The sequence below is a fragment of the Paraburkholderia jirisanensis genome, from assembly GCF_054782355.1.
Genome location: NZ_BAAGSQ010000033.1, coordinates 628,501 through 643,824 on the forward strand (window position 1 = coordinate 628,501; position 15,324 = coordinate 643,824).

The 15,324-nt window shown below is 60.9% G+C and carries 12 protein-coding genes; 5 read left to right on the plus strand and 7 right to left on the minus strand.

What is annotated here, in order from left to right:
- Window positions 1–166: 166 nt before the first annotated feature.
- The 3 genes from ACYVNQ_RS34765 (at window position 167) to ACYVNQ_RS34775 (ending at window position 4,761) form a co-directional block, all read left to right on the plus strand.
- Window positions 167–2,836: an excinuclease ABC subunit UvrA gene (locus tag ACYVNQ_RS34765; protein WP_460909706.1), complete on the plus strand. Its 2,670-nt coding sequence runs from the start codon at window positions 167–169 to the stop codon at window positions 2,834–2,836.
- 55 nt (window positions 2,837–2,891) lie between these two features.
- Window positions 2,892–3,524, plus strand: a complete 633-nt coding sequence (gene yfcF, locus ACYVNQ_RS34770) for a glutathione transferase (protein WP_460909708.1) — start codon at window positions 2,892–2,894, stop codon at window positions 3,522–3,524.
- A gap of 484 nt (window positions 3,525–4,008) precedes the next feature.
- The gene (locus ACYVNQ_RS34775; protein WP_460909711.1) at window positions 4,009–4,761 is read left to right on the plus strand and encodes a hypothetical protein; all 753 of its coding nucleotides are present in this window, start codon (window positions 4,009–4,011) and stop codon (window positions 4,759–4,761) included.
- A gap of 339 nt (window positions 4,762–5,100) precedes the next feature.
- On the opposite strand, the gene ACYVNQ_RS34780 is transcribed toward ACYVNQ_RS34775, so the two are convergent.
- The 3 genes from ACYVNQ_RS34780 to ACYVNQ_RS34790 all read right to left on the minus strand — a co-directional run bounded on the left by ACYVNQ_RS34780 (window position 5,101) and on the right by ACYVNQ_RS34790 (window position 9,074).
- Window positions 5,101–7,113: an ATP-binding protein gene (locus ACYVNQ_RS34780; protein ID WP_460909713.1), complete on the minus strand. Its 2,013-nt coding sequence runs from the start codon at window positions 7,111–7,113 to the stop codon at window positions 5,101–5,103.
- Window positions 7,114–7,352: 239 nt separating this feature from the next.
- Complete coding sequence (locus tag ACYVNQ_RS34785; protein WP_460909715.1) at window positions 7,353–7,715, minus strand: hypothetical protein; 363 nt, start codon at window positions 7,713–7,715, stop codon at window positions 7,353–7,355.
- A gap of 405 nt (window positions 7,716–8,120) precedes the next feature.
- Window positions 8,121–9,074, minus strand: coding sequence for an AraC family transcriptional regulator (locus ACYVNQ_RS34790; protein ID WP_460909718.1), 954 nt, complete (start codon window positions 9,072–9,074; stop codon window positions 8,121–8,123).
- A 97-nt stretch (window positions 9,075–9,171) separates the two neighbouring features.
- On the opposite strand from ACYVNQ_RS34790, the gene ACYVNQ_RS34795 reads away from it, so the two are divergent.
- Window positions 9,172–9,477, plus strand: coding sequence for a carboxymuconolactone decarboxylase family protein (locus ACYVNQ_RS34795; RefSeq protein WP_460909720.1), 306 nt, complete (start codon window positions 9,172–9,174; stop codon window positions 9,475–9,477).
- Between the two features lie 118 nt (window positions 9,478–9,595).
- Here ACYVNQ_RS34795 and ACYVNQ_RS34800 read toward each other — a convergent pair whose 3' ends face one another.
- Complete coding sequence (locus ACYVNQ_RS34800) at window positions 9,596–10,126, minus strand: ATP-binding protein (protein WP_460909722.1); 531 nt, start codon at window positions 10,124–10,126, stop codon at window positions 9,596–9,598.
- A 127-nt stretch (window positions 10,127–10,253) separates the two neighbouring features.
- Here ACYVNQ_RS34800 and ACYVNQ_RS34805 point away from each other — a divergent pair, with 127 nt between their 5' ends.
- Window positions 10,254–10,589, plus strand: coding sequence for an STAS domain-containing protein (locus ACYVNQ_RS34805; RefSeq protein ID WP_460909724.1), 336 nt, complete (start codon window positions 10,254–10,256; stop codon window positions 10,587–10,589).
- A 42-nt stretch (window positions 10,590–10,631) separates the two neighbouring features.
- On the opposite strand, the gene ACYVNQ_RS34810 is transcribed toward ACYVNQ_RS34805, so the two are convergent.
- The 3 genes from ACYVNQ_RS34810 to ACYVNQ_RS34820 form a co-directional block, all read right to left on the minus strand.
- Complete coding sequence (locus tag ACYVNQ_RS34810) at window positions 10,632–12,281, minus strand: Na/Pi symporter (protein ID WP_460909727.1); 1,650 nt, start codon at window positions 12,279–12,281, stop codon at window positions 10,632–10,634.
- 151 nt (window positions 12,282–12,432) lie between these two features.
- A complete protein-coding gene (locus tag ACYVNQ_RS34815) occupies window positions 12,433–12,822 on the minus strand; it encodes a response regulator (RefSeq protein ID WP_460909730.1) in 390 nt (129 codons plus the stop codon).
- Window positions 12,819–15,317: a response regulator gene (locus tag ACYVNQ_RS34820; RefSeq protein ID WP_460909733.1), complete on the minus strand. Its 2,499-nt coding sequence runs from the start codon at window positions 15,315–15,317 to the stop codon at window positions 12,819–12,821. The genes ACYVNQ_RS34815 and ACYVNQ_RS34820 overlap by 4 nt, the downstream gene beginning before the upstream one ends.
- Window positions 15,318–15,324: the final 7 nt, after the last annotated feature.

Sequence of the window (15,324 nt, forward strand, 5' to 3'; positions counted from 1 at the left end):
GATAGCGCTTCATACAGTAGTAGAAGCAGCAATACGACGTCAACCCGGATATATGAGCGGTTGCGATCTGGCCGGATCGCATCGCGTTGGACCTGACATAGCCCTTGCATGCGCCTGTACTATTTGCACAGTCGCCACGCACTGCGCTCATCTACTATCGATCGACATGGACACCCACCGCAGGAAACCCCGCTCGGCCCCGCCGCCTTCCCGCGCTCGCACTGGCTTCGTCAGCGTGCGCGGAGCCCGCGAGCACAACCTGAAAAACGTCGACGTACAGATTCCGCGAGATGCTCTGGTGGTGTTCACCGGCGTTTCGGGCTCGGGCAAATCATCGCTGGCATTCGGTACGCTTTACGCCGAGGCGCAGCGGCGTTACTTCGAATCGGTCGCGCCGTATGCGAGGCGCCTGATCGAGCAGGTCGGCGTGCCCGAAGTCGATGCAATCGAAGGTTTGCCGCCCGCAGTTGCCTTGCAGCAGCAACGTGGCACACCGAGCGCGCGTTCATCGGTGGGCAGCGTAACCACGCTGTCGAGTCTCGTGCGCATGCTTTATTCGCGAACCGGTGACTACCCGCCCAAACAGCCGATGTTGTTCGCCGAGGATTTCTCGCCGAACACGGTGCAAGGCGCTTGCCCGACCTGCCATGGGCTGGGGCGTGTGTACGAGGTTACCGAGAAATCCATGGTGCCCGACGACTCGCTCACGATCCGCGAACGCGCAATCGCTGCGTGGCCGCCCGCGTGGCACGGACAGAATCTGCGCGATATCCTGGTGACGCTCGGCTACGACGTCGACACGCCATGGCGCGATCTACCGAAGAAGGCTCGCGACTGGATCCTCTTCACCGATGAACAGCCGACCGTGCCGGTCTATGCGGGTCTCACGCCGAAGGAGACCCGTGCAGCACTTAAACGCAAGGACGAGCCGAGCTATCAGGGGACGTTCACGGGCGCGCGTCGCTACGTGCTGCACACCTTCGCGAACACCCAGAGCGCGCTGATGAAAAAGCGCGTGTCGCAGTATATGGTCGGCAACGTGTGCCCGGCTTGCGATGGCAAACGGCTCAAGAAAGAAGCGCTATCGGTGACATTCGCGGGGCTCGATATTGGCGAGTTTTCACAGCTGCCGCTCGCCCGGCTCGCCGCGATTCTCGAGCCGATCGCGCGCGGCGAATGGCCGCAGCCCGGTACGGCAATGAGCGGCCATGGCAGCGTGCTCAGCAGAAGCGCGATGCGCGATGCCGTCGACAAACGGGTCGCTGCTGGAGGCTCCGCGCACAAGGCGTCGCCCGATGTCCGGCGCACGCCGAACCTGTCCGGGGAGAAACGCCTCGCGGCGCAGCGCATCGCGGCCGAACTGCTGGAACGCCTGGTCACGCTGATCGACCTCGGGCTGGGTTATCTCGCGCTCGAGCGCAGTACGCCTACGCTGTCGTCGGGTGAATTACAGCGCTTGAGACTGGCCACGCAATTGTCGTCGCAACTCTTCGGCGTGGTGTACGTGCTCGACGAGCCATCGGCCGGGTTACATCCCGCGGACGGCGAAGCGCTCTTCAGCGCGCTGCAGGAGCTCAAGGCAGCGGGCAATTCGCTGTTCGTCGTCGAACACGATCTGCAGATGATGCGGCGTGCCGACTGGCTGATCGATGTGGGTCCGGCGGCGGGTGAAGCGGGCGGTCATGTCGTTTATAGCGGGCCGCCCGCGGGCCTCGCGACGGTCGAGGCGTCGCAGACGCGGCGGCATCTGTTCGCTCCGCCTGCGCGCGTCGATCGCACTTTGCGCAAGGCAGCGGGCTGGCTGCGGCTTGCCAATATCACGCGCAACAATCTGCACGGGCTTAACGTCGCGTTACCGATCGGCTGCCTGACCACCGTGACGGGCGTGTCGGGTTCGGGCAAATCGAGCCTCGTGAGCCAGGCGCTGCCGGAACTGGTCGCGAAACGGCTGGGAAAGATCATCGACAGTCCGGACGACGATGAACAGGACCCACTGCTCGCCACATCGGCGGTGCCGACGAGTGGGCATATTGCAGATGGAATGGACGCGATCCGAAGGCTCGTGCGCGTCGATCAGAAACCGATCGGGCGCACACCGCGCTCCAACCTCGCCACGTATACGGGGCTTTTCGACCATGTGCGCAAGCTGTTTGCGGATACGCCTGGTGCCCGCAAGCGTCGCTATGGCGCGGGACGTTTTTCGTTCAACGTCGCGCAAGGCCGCTGCCCGACCTGCGAAGGCGAAGGGTTTGTCAGCGTGGAACTGCTCTTTTTGCCCAGCGTGTATGCGCCCTGCTCGACCTGTCATGGCACGCGCTATAACGCATCGACGCTGGAGATCACGTGGCATGGTAAAAACATTGCCGAGGTGCTGGACCTGACTGTCGATGCCGCGTGCAGTTTCTTTGCCGATGAGGCCGGCGTGATGCGTGCGCTTGACGCATTGCGCAATATCGGGCTTGGGTATCTGCGGCTCGGCCAGCCGGCTACCGAGCTGTCGGGCGGTGAGGCGCAACGCATCAAGCTCGCCACCGAACTACAACGGGCGCAGCACGGGCACACGTTGTACATTCTCGACGAACCGACCACCGGCCTCCATCCTGCTGATGTGGACCGGCTGATGGTGCAAATGCAGCGGCTCGCCGACGCGGGTAATACCGTGGTGATGGTCGAGCATGATATGCGGGTGGCGGCTCAAAGCGACTGGATCGTCGATGTCGGCCCGGGTGCGGGGGATGCGGGGGGTGCCATTGTGGCGAGTGGGACGCCGGCTGAAGTCGCGCACTGCAACGGGAGTCGGACGGCCGAGTATCTGCGGGAATATCTTGTGGCGTGAGTCCAGCCGCTACCATCGAACATCGCACACTAACGAATTCGTCCAGGGAAACACGATGCATGAAGACCGTCTCCATCTATACGTCGATGCGCAGTTTGCCAGCCCTTACGCGATGTCTGTGTTCGTGGCTCTTCAGGAAAAACAGCTGCCGTTCGAGCTTTCCACGATTGATCTCGGCAAGGATGCCAATCGTGAAGAGCGCTATGCAGCGAAATCGCTGACGCAGCGCGTACCGACGTTGGCGCATGGAGATTTCGCTCTATCCGAGTCGTCGGCAATTACCGAGTATCTCGACGATACGTTTCCGCAAACGCCTGTCTACCCTCAGGAAAAGCGCTTTCGCGCCCGAGCTCGACAACTTCAGGCGTGGTTACGAAGCGACCTGATGCCTATCCGCCATGAGCGCTCGACGGAGGTCGTGTTCTATGGCCGAATGGCGCCGCCACGTTCCCCGGCGGCGGAACTGGCCGCGCAGAAGTTGTATTTCGCGGCCGACGCACTTCTCTCGCAGGATGCGCCGCATCTTTTTGGCGAGTGGTGCATCGCCGATACAGACTTGGCCTTGATGCTGAATCGCCTTGTCATGAACGGAGATCCGGTACCCGCGAGGTTGGTTCACTACGCGGCGCGTCAATGGGAGCGGCCGTCCGTGCAGCAATGGGTTGCGCTGGATCGACCTTCGTTCTGATTGTCGGCGTGAACACGAGAGCTTAGCTACCCATGAGCCGTCTTGCTACTCCAGGCTCTGCAGTCATAGTAGCGATGCTCCTTTCGGCGTGCGCTCTAAACAACGTACAGCCCATGTTTAACGTGGAGATGACATCTACAGTGTTCTCAACGGCGCGGAGCCTCGCGATGCTTCTCTAACATCTCAAGCGTTCGCTGCTCCTGCCGGCGCAGTTGTTTATGTCGGAGACTTTATCCTTGTCGCGGACAGGAAGGTGGAGTTCCAACACAAGCCCCAATCCATCCCGCTAACTCCGGCAGGTCAGTCCGGGCTGATAGACAAGGTCAAGCTTGCGGAGTCGATAGAGGTTGAGAAGCCCAAGCCATTTCTATGCACACCCTAGATTGCGATGAGTTTGCGGGATTGCTGTGTCCTATACGTCTATGCTTATATACGGAACGGTTGCGCACCGCACCGATTTTTCGCCACTCTATTCGAGAATCAGATGAACAAGAAGTGTGCTGCTTGCTTTATCAATATTCTCTTGTTAGCGATACTTTTTGGATGCGCAAGCGCTCCCCCTGCGATCGTCAACCAGTCCGATCAGAGGCAAACTGGGATGGAGATTTCCAAGGATGACTTCCTTTTCGGCAGTCGCCCGGTGCAAATAGAAAAACTTAAGCGAAGCGACGTCTCTGTGTTTCTGGCTGATGATTGGGAAAAATTTGATAAACATGTCAAGAATGAACCGAACGTATTCACCGGAACGATTCAGTCAATTGATTGGTACCTGCAGATAACGCCTCCTTTCCCAACGTACTGGCCACCGCGGCAGACACGTAGCGTGGTCTACTACGCGTATGCTGAGTATCAGGAGTTGCTCAGGCATGGGCCGATGCTTAGCCGTTCTGCACCTTGGGCAAAAGTGGTGCTAAACGAAGGAAGACCTGCGGACAAGGTGATATTGGAAACCCGTATCGGTCCTGTGGTTCACGCAGAAGGTAGTGTTCCGATCAGCGGCGAACAGGCCCAGCGAAAAATCCAGATTATCAAGGATGGAGAGGCGCATTTGTCCAGCTTCGTGAGCTGGAAGTCTATTCCTGATGATGATGCTGAGGTGAATGCCATCAAGGATTACTACTGCCAATGGATACTGACCAATCGCACTGCCGATCTGATTAGAGATAGTCACCGCGCCTTTTTCGAATGGCTTTCTTGTCCGCCATCGACAACGGTCCCGGTTCTCTCGCCCCGTTAGCGGAGGGCGGTGCTGAAATGGCTCGCTACAATCCACGCTTGCCTGCGACCGATGTCGAATTCAGGCCCAAATAGCCAACGGGCTTGCGTGACCAACGGGCGCAGCGTACGCAATTTGTCCGTGGCCTCGTCTGCGCACAGCTTCTTTGGCCGCCAGCACGGCCAGGCGATGATCGATCTCATCGAGGACCGACAACGCCTCTCGGACGCTCCACTGACCCAGAAGGCGGTCGAGCCCAGCGATGTCCGACTCGTCAAGCAAGATAGTTCTCTTCAGTGATCTCATCGAGGCGTCCGCTTTCTGTTTTGGTCTTGCCATTTCAGTCCCGCCAGCAAATGCTCAGATCGATGTTGCATCAACCTCTGGCTCCGTACCAGTCGCGGTTTCCGCGTCCGAATCATCGACCTCGAACACGCCTTCCAAGTAGGCAGCATAGCGCTCTTTCAGATATTTAAGCGAGGCATCGCGATCGACCTGCACGTTCAAATGGTCTTGAAAGAATTTCAACCGCGCGCGGTTTTCCTCGAGCACCTGTGCCCACGTCTTCGCATAGATGTTGACGTTCGGCTTCTCAAGGATCAGGCCCGTCTCGTTCCTCACCAGTTGTTCGGTGTAGGGTGCGAGTTTGTCGCTGATCGCCCAAAAGTTCCACGTCACACCGACCTTGGAAAAGCGCGGGTCAGCCATGACCGAGAATGCATAGCCTTGGATCTGCGTCACTTCGTCGGAACCAATGTCGACCTTCGGTGCCTTGAGTTCTACGACGAGGTGAGACAACTGGTTGGCGCGGTACTGCTTCGTTGCCTTTGAAAGCATCAGATCGACGATGCCTCGGGTCTGCGAGATGTGCTTGACCGGTTCATCGATCACGATCTTTGGGTCCAGCGCCTTCTTGTGGGCCATCAACACCTGCGTCAGTGACTGATCGTCCACAGACAGGTTGAATTCTTCGCCGAAAAGCCAACAGTTTTGAGCGATTATTCTGTGCAGTTGCGACCGCTCCTTCAACCGCCTCCTCGGTTCGGGATCGAACAGCACTGCTTCCAGGCCGGCGAGAAACTTCAAGCGATCCGATACGACCTTGGCCGCGCCAATAATCGAGGACAAGGACGTGTCCCGCAGCAGTTGTGCCAGTTCCTCCCGCTGACGCTTTGGCAGGCGCAACACCTCATCCAGGATGACCTGCAGATCCTCGGGGCCGCGCTCGATGGCTTGCCGCAACATCCGGAGTTGGAACGCCCGGTTCTTCGGCTGAATAGTGCGAAAATCCGGCAGATGACGCGCAACGTTGACCGCAACAATGTCGAACACCTGCCGCTCGACCTTCTCGATTGACGTCACAGGATCACCCGAAAAGGGGTAAACCTCTTCATCCTTCCATTCCTCGACGACAGTGCGCGCTTCCTCGGCTGCGCGGTTCCGGAAGTGGTCTTTGATCGTCTGCTGCGCCTCAGTTATCGCGTCGATAATCGCTGGCTGCATTTCAGCCAGATCGACGGTGCCCTCTTTTTGCGCCAGATCGAAGTATGGTGAGTACAGGTAACCGGAGAACGTAAAGTTACCGATGTGAAAACGTCGGTCCACCTGCACAAGTGGGAAGCGTTGCTGATTGCACAGGTAAAGCGCGCGGTTGCCTGCGGTCCTCCATTCGACCACATGCAAACGCACCCAATGCGCCTGGCCGTCGATCTCCACATCCTCGAGGTTGAACGACTTCCGGTCGGCAATCGCGGAAGCGGGGTCGATGGCCTTGCCGTCCAGAATGATCTTGGCGCTCGTTTCGTAGTCGGCCAGGTAGAGAGCGAAGACCTCCGCCAACTCCTGACGGCCTTCATCCGATGTGAAGCTGCGAAACTCCTTGATGGGTTCGCGGATGGTGAGCGTTACGCCTGTCGTCGCTTCGCCCTCGATCTCGGTTTCGTGGCTGATGTTGACGTGCCGAATATCCAGCGCCGTCATGCGGATCGTGTACGACCAGAACTTGCTGTCCCGCTGGTAGACCACCGCCCATTCGGCGACATTGCCAAGTGCGAACGCCTTGAAGCGCCCACGCCCTTCCTGCCCATGGAGAAACCGCCCGGACGTGGTTTGCGACCTGGATTTTTTCCACGAACCGCCGAGGAATCGGAAAAAGCCAGCGGCATCCGTACGCGGAATTCCTTCGCCGTTGTCTTTCACGACGATCGCGTCCAGCGAATCGAGGTCGTTGTATTCGAACGAAACCGTCACGATTTTGGCGTCGGCGTCGAACGCATTCCAGACAAGTTCAGCCAACGCCGAAACAGGCCGCGCGCGCGTAATTTTCTCGAGATAGTCTGATTGAACCTCTACTGGATACTGCTCCGCCGCCATTGCCCCTTCTCCTGCCTTTCTTTAACGCTGCTGCTGTGATTTGAGCGCGACGCCCCTGTGCCGTCCGAGATTTGACTGGCGCTACCGATGATCGGCTTCCACCGAATTGGAGAGCAGGCGCAATGGTAAGTTTGGAAGTCCGGCCGTAGACCAACACCGGCGAGCCTTTCGGCTCCCTCACCATGGCCCGCTCGTAAGCCACAGACCCTACAAAAAGACAGCCCGCATTTTCAAGCCCTTCAATGCTTCGTCGACACCGCAGGCGCGCTGTTCAACTTCGAATCCATATCGTCCCACTCTTCCGGCGGGCAATCGCAAACCCAATCGATGCAATCCTTATCGAGCGTCGCTTCGACTTCCGCATGCGCGGCGATCTGTTCGACTGCTTCGACAAGCGCAATACGATCCGTCAGCGTCACCCCCGAACGCCGCACGGCGCGAGCCAGCGCAGCGATTCGTGCAACCTGTTTGCTGTACTGATCCGCGTTGTTCACGGCAGTGCGATTGATCCGCTCGAGCAACGTTATGCGCTTTTCCAATTGCTCGCGCGTGAGCGATTTCAGAGTATTCGTATTCGTGTTCGCCTGCGTTTCTTTAGTCATCTTCGGCCTCCGCTGATAAGCAAACCCGACTCGCCCTGATTCAAACACGGGTGAGCGGGCACGATAGCGAGGTTGACAGGCCGGACCGAAATCAAACCGGCGAACCTTGCGGCTCCCCCGCTACGGCCCGCCCATAGAATCACACGGACGCGTAGACGCAAACGCACGACCTGCGCGAGCAGGCGTGCGGATTTCGGTAGCAGGCTGTCAAACCCGACTGCCGATGTTTCGGCAGCCAGAAAATTATAAATTCGCCCATTTCTCGAAAACACCGAAAACCCCTTAAAACAAGCATTTTCAGAGTTTTCTCACGCCTTTCTGCCCACCAATCCGCACGCTTTCTCAAGCAAGCAATAACACCATAAGACCTATCTCTAAACAAGCATCCCGAATTAATCCTGATGCTCAAAATCGCTTGCCAGACCGCGACTGCTGTCGAAACGTCGTCGGGTCCACGCGATACAGTTCATGAAACGCAACCGAGAAATTGCTCCGACTCGACAAGCCCACCGCCCGGGCCACATCAGCAACCGGCAACGTCGTCGTCGCCAGCAACTCAGCCGCTCTACGCAACCTCACCGCCTTCAGCATCGCCATCGGCGGCTGCCCGAACGCCTTCATAAATTGCGCGGCAAACGCCGACCGGCTCATCACCGCAATCTCGGCAAGCCGCTCAACACTCAACGCATGCGCATAACGTTCAAAAATCGTCTCAAGCGCCGCAGCCAATCTCGGATTCGCCAGCCCTGCTGCCCACGGCAACTCCGCGCCACCATCGTCGATATGCCGCCTCAGTGCCATCACAAGGCACTGCTTGAGCAACGCCTCCACCAGCACCCTCGAACCCGGCCCCGGCCGCGCCGACTCCGCCAGCAACATCACAAACTGATCGCGCAAGCCAGACGCCGCATCGAAGCGCGTCACCAACGGCCGGCTCAGCGTGTTGAATGGATCGGTCGCAAGACTGAAGCCCAGATCCAGTTCTCCGCACGCCGTGACCACGCCCTCCCTACCGTCCCCCACCTGAACCGTCGGCACAGTCTCCCGTGCCAGCCCACCGCCAACCCGCGCCCGATCCACGCTACGCGCCTCCGAGCGCCCCGGCGCATCGATGCGGTAGACCACGCCCGGCGGCAGCAGCACAAAGCTGTGCGCATCGAGCGCGATGCGCTCGGCCTCGCCCATCACCAGCGCGCCGCCACCCGACAGGCAGTAATGCAGGCTTGCCGTGCTGCACGCTTCGAAGCGCACGCCCCAGCCGTTTCGGATGTCGCACATCGAGAAGTTCACCACGCCGAGATCGAGCGTCGCGAGCAGATGATCGAGGACAAGACTGCCGGAATACTCTGTTTCACTCATTGGATCACCCGTGGACGAATTGGAACCAAGTCGAGACCAATTAGAACATGCTCATCACTACCATAGCTGCTGAACTTACCTTTTTATGGAGAGAAACATGTTCGACTCGAAGAATCTTGCCAAGCTGAAGAACCTGGACAAAAACGCACCGGATACGATGAAGGCTTTCTGGGCCTTCGACAAGGCCGCGTTTGCGGAAGGCGTATTGAGCGTGCAGACGAAGCAGCTGATCGCAGTGGCCGTGGCGTTGACCACGCAATGCCCTTACTGCATCGACATCCACACGAAGGAAGCGCGTGCCGCGGGCGCGACTGACGCGCAACTGACGGAAGCCGCACTGGTGGCGGCAGCGATCCGGGCAGGCGGCGCGGTGACGCACGCGTCGCATCTGTTCACGGCGTAATCCGGCGCGCACACTGCGGCGCCGCATGTTCGCAATAGCGGAGAACGGCCGGGAGCACAGCAAGGCAAGCAGACGTGCTCCCGGCAGCAGCCAACCGTTGCACCGCACACCGGGCTAATTAATCTTCGTACGCCGCTACCAGCGTCAAACGATTGCGCCCTGCGTCATGCCGATAGGCGATGTGTTTCATATAATGCCGCATCAGCCGAACGCCCTGCCCGCCGATTTGCGCGTCATCGAGGCTCGCCGCCACCGGAGGCAACTCCGTAAGTGTCGGATCGTAAGGCCGCCCGTTGTCGACGATTTCAATCACCAGGTTTGCACCATCGCGTCTGAACGACACGACCACCTCCGGCACGGCGCCATGTGCGGTTCCTTCGGTGAATGCGTATGAAACGATATTGGTCAGCGCCTCATCCAGGCTCAGTTCCAGTGCAAAGCGCACCTTGAACGGCCATTGGTCGCGTTCGGCCATCTCCTCCAGCCATTGCATCGCCGTCGCAACCGCATTGCCGTCCGGCACGAGTTGCAGCGTACTGGCGCCGGAAGCAGAGTGAGCAGCAGGATCCATATCGCGTTGAGACATCGCAGACTTTGCGCCGACCTTTCGATGACAGGCGCCGTGATGCGCCATAAATGCAGCAAGCACGCGCTTGCCGGTTTTCCTGCAGAATTGCGTCGCGTATTATCACCGTACTTGTTGCGCTGCGAATAGCCCTGCGCTTTCCGGCGTCACTCGATCGTCACATAACAAGTCACACAGTGGAACGGGCGCGATGAATCTCGCATTTGAAAAAGTCGGGGAAACCTTGGTGGTCTCTCCAGAAGGTCAGCTTAACAGTTCCAATGCCGCGAGCGTCGGCGCCGATCTGCTTGCACAAGTCGAGCAAGGCGAACGCAAGGTCGTGCTCGATCTGTCGCGTCTCGCGTATATCTCGAGCGCTGGCTTGCGCGTGGTGCTGCAGCTTGCCAAGCAGATCAAGCAGCAGGCCGGCAATCTGGTGCTGTGCAGCCTGCAGCCGCATGTGCACGAAGTGTTCGAAATCAGCGGCTTTCTCGCCATTCTGACCGCCGTCGAATCGCGCGACGACGCGTTGGCCAAGGTTGCGTAAGCAAGCATGTAGGCAAGCGCGGGCGCAGGCACGCCGTATCGGTCAGTCGCGCACCGCTTCGAGCGGTGCGGCATCGTAGGCGGTTGCGCGGCTTTCGTCCGCTGCTTCGGGCGCCACGCCGCGGCGCGCAATCGCTACCCGGCGCATCAGCCACACCGCGCGCTCGAATAGCCGGGTCGCCATCAGCAGTTGCTGGATCTGCGCTTCTTCATGTCCACCCGACTTCATCAGCTGGCGGCGCAGCCGCTCCAGCATGTCGCCGCGATCGCCGGTCAATTCGATCAGCGTGTCCAGATCGTGCGGATCGCCCGACGTGTCTTGCGCGGCATCGGCGAGCAGCGTCGTCAGCGTGCGCAGCGCTTCCGACAGGTTGAACACCAGCGGCGAAACCTCCGGCATCGCGTCGACGATCGCACCGAATTCATGCAGCGTGTCTTGCAGTGCCTGCAGATTTTCCAGCGTCAACTGCTCGTGCAGCGCGCGATTCAGATCGGGCCGCGTGAGACCTTCGGCGAGCAGTGCGGCGAGAAACCCTGTGGTCTGGCTGATTACGCTGCGATGTCCTGCCCATAGCGCGCGCCGGCCGGCCGGCGAATCGATGTCGCGCTGGTCGAGGTCCGGCACCAGCGCGGGCAACGCAACCGTCAGCCGGTCGCGTTCCAGTTCCGCCAGATTCAGCGCGTTCACTGGGTCTTCAACCGCGCGGTCGTAGATGTAGTGCGGCATGCTCGCCTGTTCGACCGGATCGGCTGGCGTCACCTTTGCGGTCATCGCCAGCACGCTGTCGCGCAGCACGGTCACCGGCAGCGCGCCGGCCACCTGCATCGCGAGAAACAGCACCGCCAGCAGCGTGGCAGGATTGGACGCCGCATGCGCAATCGCCGCCGAAGCCGCCGCACCGCCCACACTGGTTATACCGATCCATGCGGCCGCCACCACCGCGGTGCCGACCACTTTGACCACCACGTGCACGAGGCACAACTGCCGCCCGCTGCCCTTCAGCCCGCTGCCGGACAACAGCACCGCAATGCCGCTGCCGACGTTCGCGCCGGTCATGATCCAGAACGCCGCGTCAAAGCTGATAAAGCCGCCATGCAGCGTCGCGACCGCCAGAATCGTCGCCGCCGACGACGATTGCGTGACCACCGCGACCACCAGCCCCACCAGCAGCGCAGCCCAATCCGACAAGCCATTGCCGAGCAACAGACGCCAGTCGTCGGGGGAGAGCCCGGACGGCGCATGCTTGACGAGGTCGAGCCCCATGAACAGTAGCGCGAGGCCGAGCGCGGCCCATAACCAGTCGCGCCGCACCGGGTGATTATCGAGTTTGAAATGCAGCGACAGCCCGACCATCGCCATCAGATACAGCACGACGAGGCGCATATCGAGCGTGGCGAGAAACACCAGCACCGCAGTGCCCGCATTCGCACCCGCCACCACCGGAATCGCCTCGCGCAGCGCGAGCACGCGGGCATGCACGAGGTTTGCGGTAATCAGCGTGACCGCATTGCTGGACTGCGTGATCGCGCCAGTCAGCGCGCCAGCGAACAGCGCGCTCCAACGCGACGCGGTGGCCATACGCAATGCGTTGCGCACGCGATGGCCCGCAGCCTGGCGCAAATGGTGGCCGATCAGCCGCAAGCCCACAAACAGCAAGCCCAGCCCGGCCAGAAGTTCCGCAAGCATCGTCATGGTGCAGCAAGGACTCCGTGCGATGTTGCCGATTTCAGAAGAGGCAACGCAAACCCATTAACATGCCTGATCTTTGTTTCAATATCGTGGCATTGCTTAAAACACACACCTCTGTACGACGCAGGATGCGCGACAGTCGTGTCAAACGTCTTTATGCGTCCGGCGGCGGCGCCTGCTTCGCGCCCAGCGCGTCGATCTTTGCGAGCAGCCGGTCGAGTTCGACGGGCTTCGTGTCGTAATCGTCGGCGCCTGCGGCGAGGGCCTTTTCGCGGTCGCCCGACATCGCATGCGCGGTCAGCGCGATGATCGGAATCGAGCGGGTTGCCGGGTCCGCCTTCAGCCGGCGGATCGCTTCCCAGCCGTCGATCACGGGCAAGCTCAGGTCCATCAGCACGATGTCGGGCAATTGCGCGGCGGTATGTTCAAGCGCCTCGGCGCCGTCCACCGCGAAGCTCACCTGATGGTTGCGTCGCGTCAGGCGCCGGCCGAGCATGTCGCGATTGTCGGCATTGTCTTCGACGAGCAGGATGCGCAGGCTCATATGCGTAAGGTCCTCAAGGCAGTGAGAAGCGCCGCGCGCGCATGCGGTCCCTTCGGGATCACCGTGCCGCCGCGTTCGAGCAGAAAGGTGGTTTCGTGCGACGTCAGGTCCTTCGCGGAGATCACGAGCACCTTGATGCCGCGCAACCGCTCGACGCTGCGGATGCGGTCGAGCAGCGCGAAGCCGTCCATGTCCGGCATCACGAGGTCGAGCAGCAGGATCGCCGGCGCGGGGTTGTTTTCGAGCCACGCCAGCGCCAGTGCGCCGGATGCGACGCTGACCGCGTCGTAGCCGCTCGCGCTCAGCGCGCGCACGGTGGCCGCGCGGTCGTCTTCGTTGTCGTCCACCACCAGCACGCGGCCGCCGGTGTTGCCCGCGAAGGTGCGCACCGTTTCGACGAGGCGCGTGCGGTCGACCGGTTTGGTCAGGAATTCGGCGGCGCCCAGCGACAGACCGAGCGGCCGCTCGTCGAGCAGGCTCACGATCACCACCGGGATATCCGCGAGTTCCGGGTCGTTTTTCAGCGTGCCGAGCACGGTCCAGCCATCCACTTGCGGCATCAGCACGTCGAGCAGGATCACCGCAGGCCGTAAGCTGCGTGCAAGCTCGGCGGCTTGCGCGCCGCTCGCTGCGTGTTCGACGTGATAGCCCTCGCGGCTCAGCATTGTGCCGATCAGCCGGTGGATCTGCGGATCGTCGTCGACCAGCAGCACGGTGGTCGCGTCGGTGGCCGGCATCTGCGCAGCGGTGGCAGGCACGGTCGACGACGGCACCGGCGCGTCGAGGGCAAGCGTGATCGTGAATACACTGCCGACGCCCGGCGTGCTCTCGACTGTGACATCGCCGCCCAGCAGCTGACACAGCTTGCGCGTAATCGCGAGGCCAAGACCCGTGCCGCCATATTCGCGCGTGGTGCTTGCATCGGCCTGGCTGAACGCGCGGAACAGCTTGCCGAGCTGGGCTTCGTTCATGCCGATACCGGTATCGCTGACGCGGAACACCGCCTTGCCCGGCGGCAGCATCACTTCCAGCCGCACCTGCCCGGCGTTGGTGAATTTGCACGCATTGCTGACGAGATTCAGCAAACTTTGCTTGAGCTTGGTGTAATCGGTTTGCAGCATCAGCTCGCCGGCCGGCAACACGAATTCCAGCTGGTTATTGCGCCTGGCCGCCAGCGGCGCCGCAAGCGAACGCAGTTCGTCGAGCAGACGATGCAGATCGACCTGCTCGAGATACACCTCCATCCGCCCTGCTTCGATCTTGCTGAGGTCGAGGATGTCGTTGATCAAACCCAGCAGATGCTTGCCCGCCGTTTCGATCCGCTTGAGGTCGGGCAGCGCTTCGTTTTGCCCTGCATCTTCCATGTCTTCCTGCAGGATCTGCGCATAGCCGATGATCGCGTTCAGCGGCGTGCGCAGCTCGTGGCTCATGTTCGCGAGAAACTCGGATTTCGTTTCGTTCGCGTGCTCGGCAAGGCGCTGCGCTTCGGCCATCGCCGCTTCGGCGGCCTTGCGCTCGCTGATGTCGTAAATCCACTTCACGATCGCCGGACGGTTGTCGTAAATCATGCGCCGCCACGTGACCAGCGCCCAGAACGTGTTGCCGTCAGCACGCCGGAATTGCGCTTCCACCTGGCGCAGCCGGCCGGTGCGCTGGAACGCCTCCATCATTCGCTGCGGTTGCTCGGGGTCCGCGTAGAGGTCGTCCGGGTTCAGCGCTTCGCTCGAGTCGCGCGGCAAGCCGAATAGCGCATAGGCCTTCTCGTTGCGGTACAGCAGCTTGCCTTCGTCGGTGGACAGCATCACCGCGAGCGGGCTGCTGTCGAGCAGCGTGCGCGCCTGGTCCACAAGACTGCGGCGGCCGAGCAGATAGTTCAGCGCCAGCGAAATCAGCGAAGCGATCAGCGTGGCGGCGATCACCGCCCACTCTGCCGTGTCGGCGATGTCGAGAAAGCTCGCCGGCCGGCCGACGTACAGCACGCCGATCACGTTGCCCGTGCCGTCGAGAATCGGATCGTACGCGGTCATGTAGCGGTGGCCGAGAATCATCGCGATGCCGCGATACGGCTGCTTGCTGCCGAACACCGTGTCGTACACGGGCCCGCGTGCGAGATGTGTGCCGATCGCGCGATGGCCGTCGGCAGTCGGCACGTTGGTCGTCACACGTGTGTCGCCCATGAAAACGGTCGCCGTGCCGCCCACCAGGTCGCGCACGGTATCGACCACTTCGTTGTTGCCGTTCAGCACGAAGTCGCCCGCTTTCATCACGCCATTGTCGACGCTGATCGGTTTGCCCTTTTGCTGCAACACGTTCCACGCAACCCGCATGTCGATACTGACGCGCTCGAGCGCCGCTTGCTGCGCGTTGCGGTGCAGGATGTAAGCCGTGATGCTGGTAACGGTCAGCCCCACCACGAGCACGCCGAGAAACGACAGCGTCATGCTTCTCACCAGCGTGCTGTGCCGCCACGCGGCGCGGATACGACTCAGGCTCATGCGGGAC

What these genes read in the sequence shown, in the direction of transcription:
- ACYVNQ_RS34790 (WP_460909718.1), bottom strand. Translation starts at nt 9,074, where the DNA reads ATGAGTGAAACAGAGTATTCCGGCAGTCTTGTCCTCGATCATCTGCTC.
- ACYVNQ_RS34795 (WP_460909720.1), top strand. Translation starts at nt 9,172, where the DNA reads ATGTTCGACTCGAAGAATCTTGCCAAGCTGAAGAACCTGGACAAAAAC.
- ACYVNQ_RS34815 (WP_460909730.1), bottom strand. Translation starts at nt 12,822, where the DNA reads ATGAGCCTGCGCATCCTGCTCGTCGAAGACAATGCCGACAATCGCGAC.
- yfcF (WP_460909708.1), top strand. Translation starts at nt 2,892, where the DNA reads ATGCATGAAGACCGTCTCCATCTATACGTCGATGCGCAGTTTGCCAGC.
- ACYVNQ_RS34810 (WP_460909727.1), bottom strand. Translation starts at nt 12,281, where the DNA reads ATGACGATGCTTGCGGAACTTCTGGCCGGGCTGGGCTTGCTGTTTGTG.
- ACYVNQ_RS34775 (WP_460909711.1), top strand. Translation starts at nt 4,009, where the DNA reads ATGAACAAGAAGTGTGCTGCTTGCTTTATCAATATTCTCTTGTTAGCG.
- ACYVNQ_RS34780 (WP_460909713.1), bottom strand. Translation starts at nt 7,113, where the DNA reads ATGGCGGCGGAGCAGTATCCAGTAGAGGTTCAATCAGACTATCTCGAG.
- ACYVNQ_RS34805 (WP_460909724.1), top strand. Translation starts at nt 10,254, where the DNA reads ATGAATCTCGCATTTGAAAAAGTCGGGGAAACCTTGGTGGTCTCTCCA.
- ACYVNQ_RS34820 (WP_460909733.1), bottom strand. Translation starts at nt 15,317, where the DNA reads ATGAGCCTGAGTCGTATCCGCGCCGCGTGGCGGCACAGCACGCTGGTG.
- ACYVNQ_RS34765 (WP_460909706.1), top strand. Translation starts at nt 167, where the DNA reads ATGGACACCCACCGCAGGAAACCCCGCTCGGCCCCGCCGCCTTCCCGC.
- ACYVNQ_RS34785 (WP_460909715.1), bottom strand. Translation starts at nt 7,715, where the DNA reads ATGACTAAAGAAACGCAGGCGAACACGAATACGAATACTCTGAAATCG.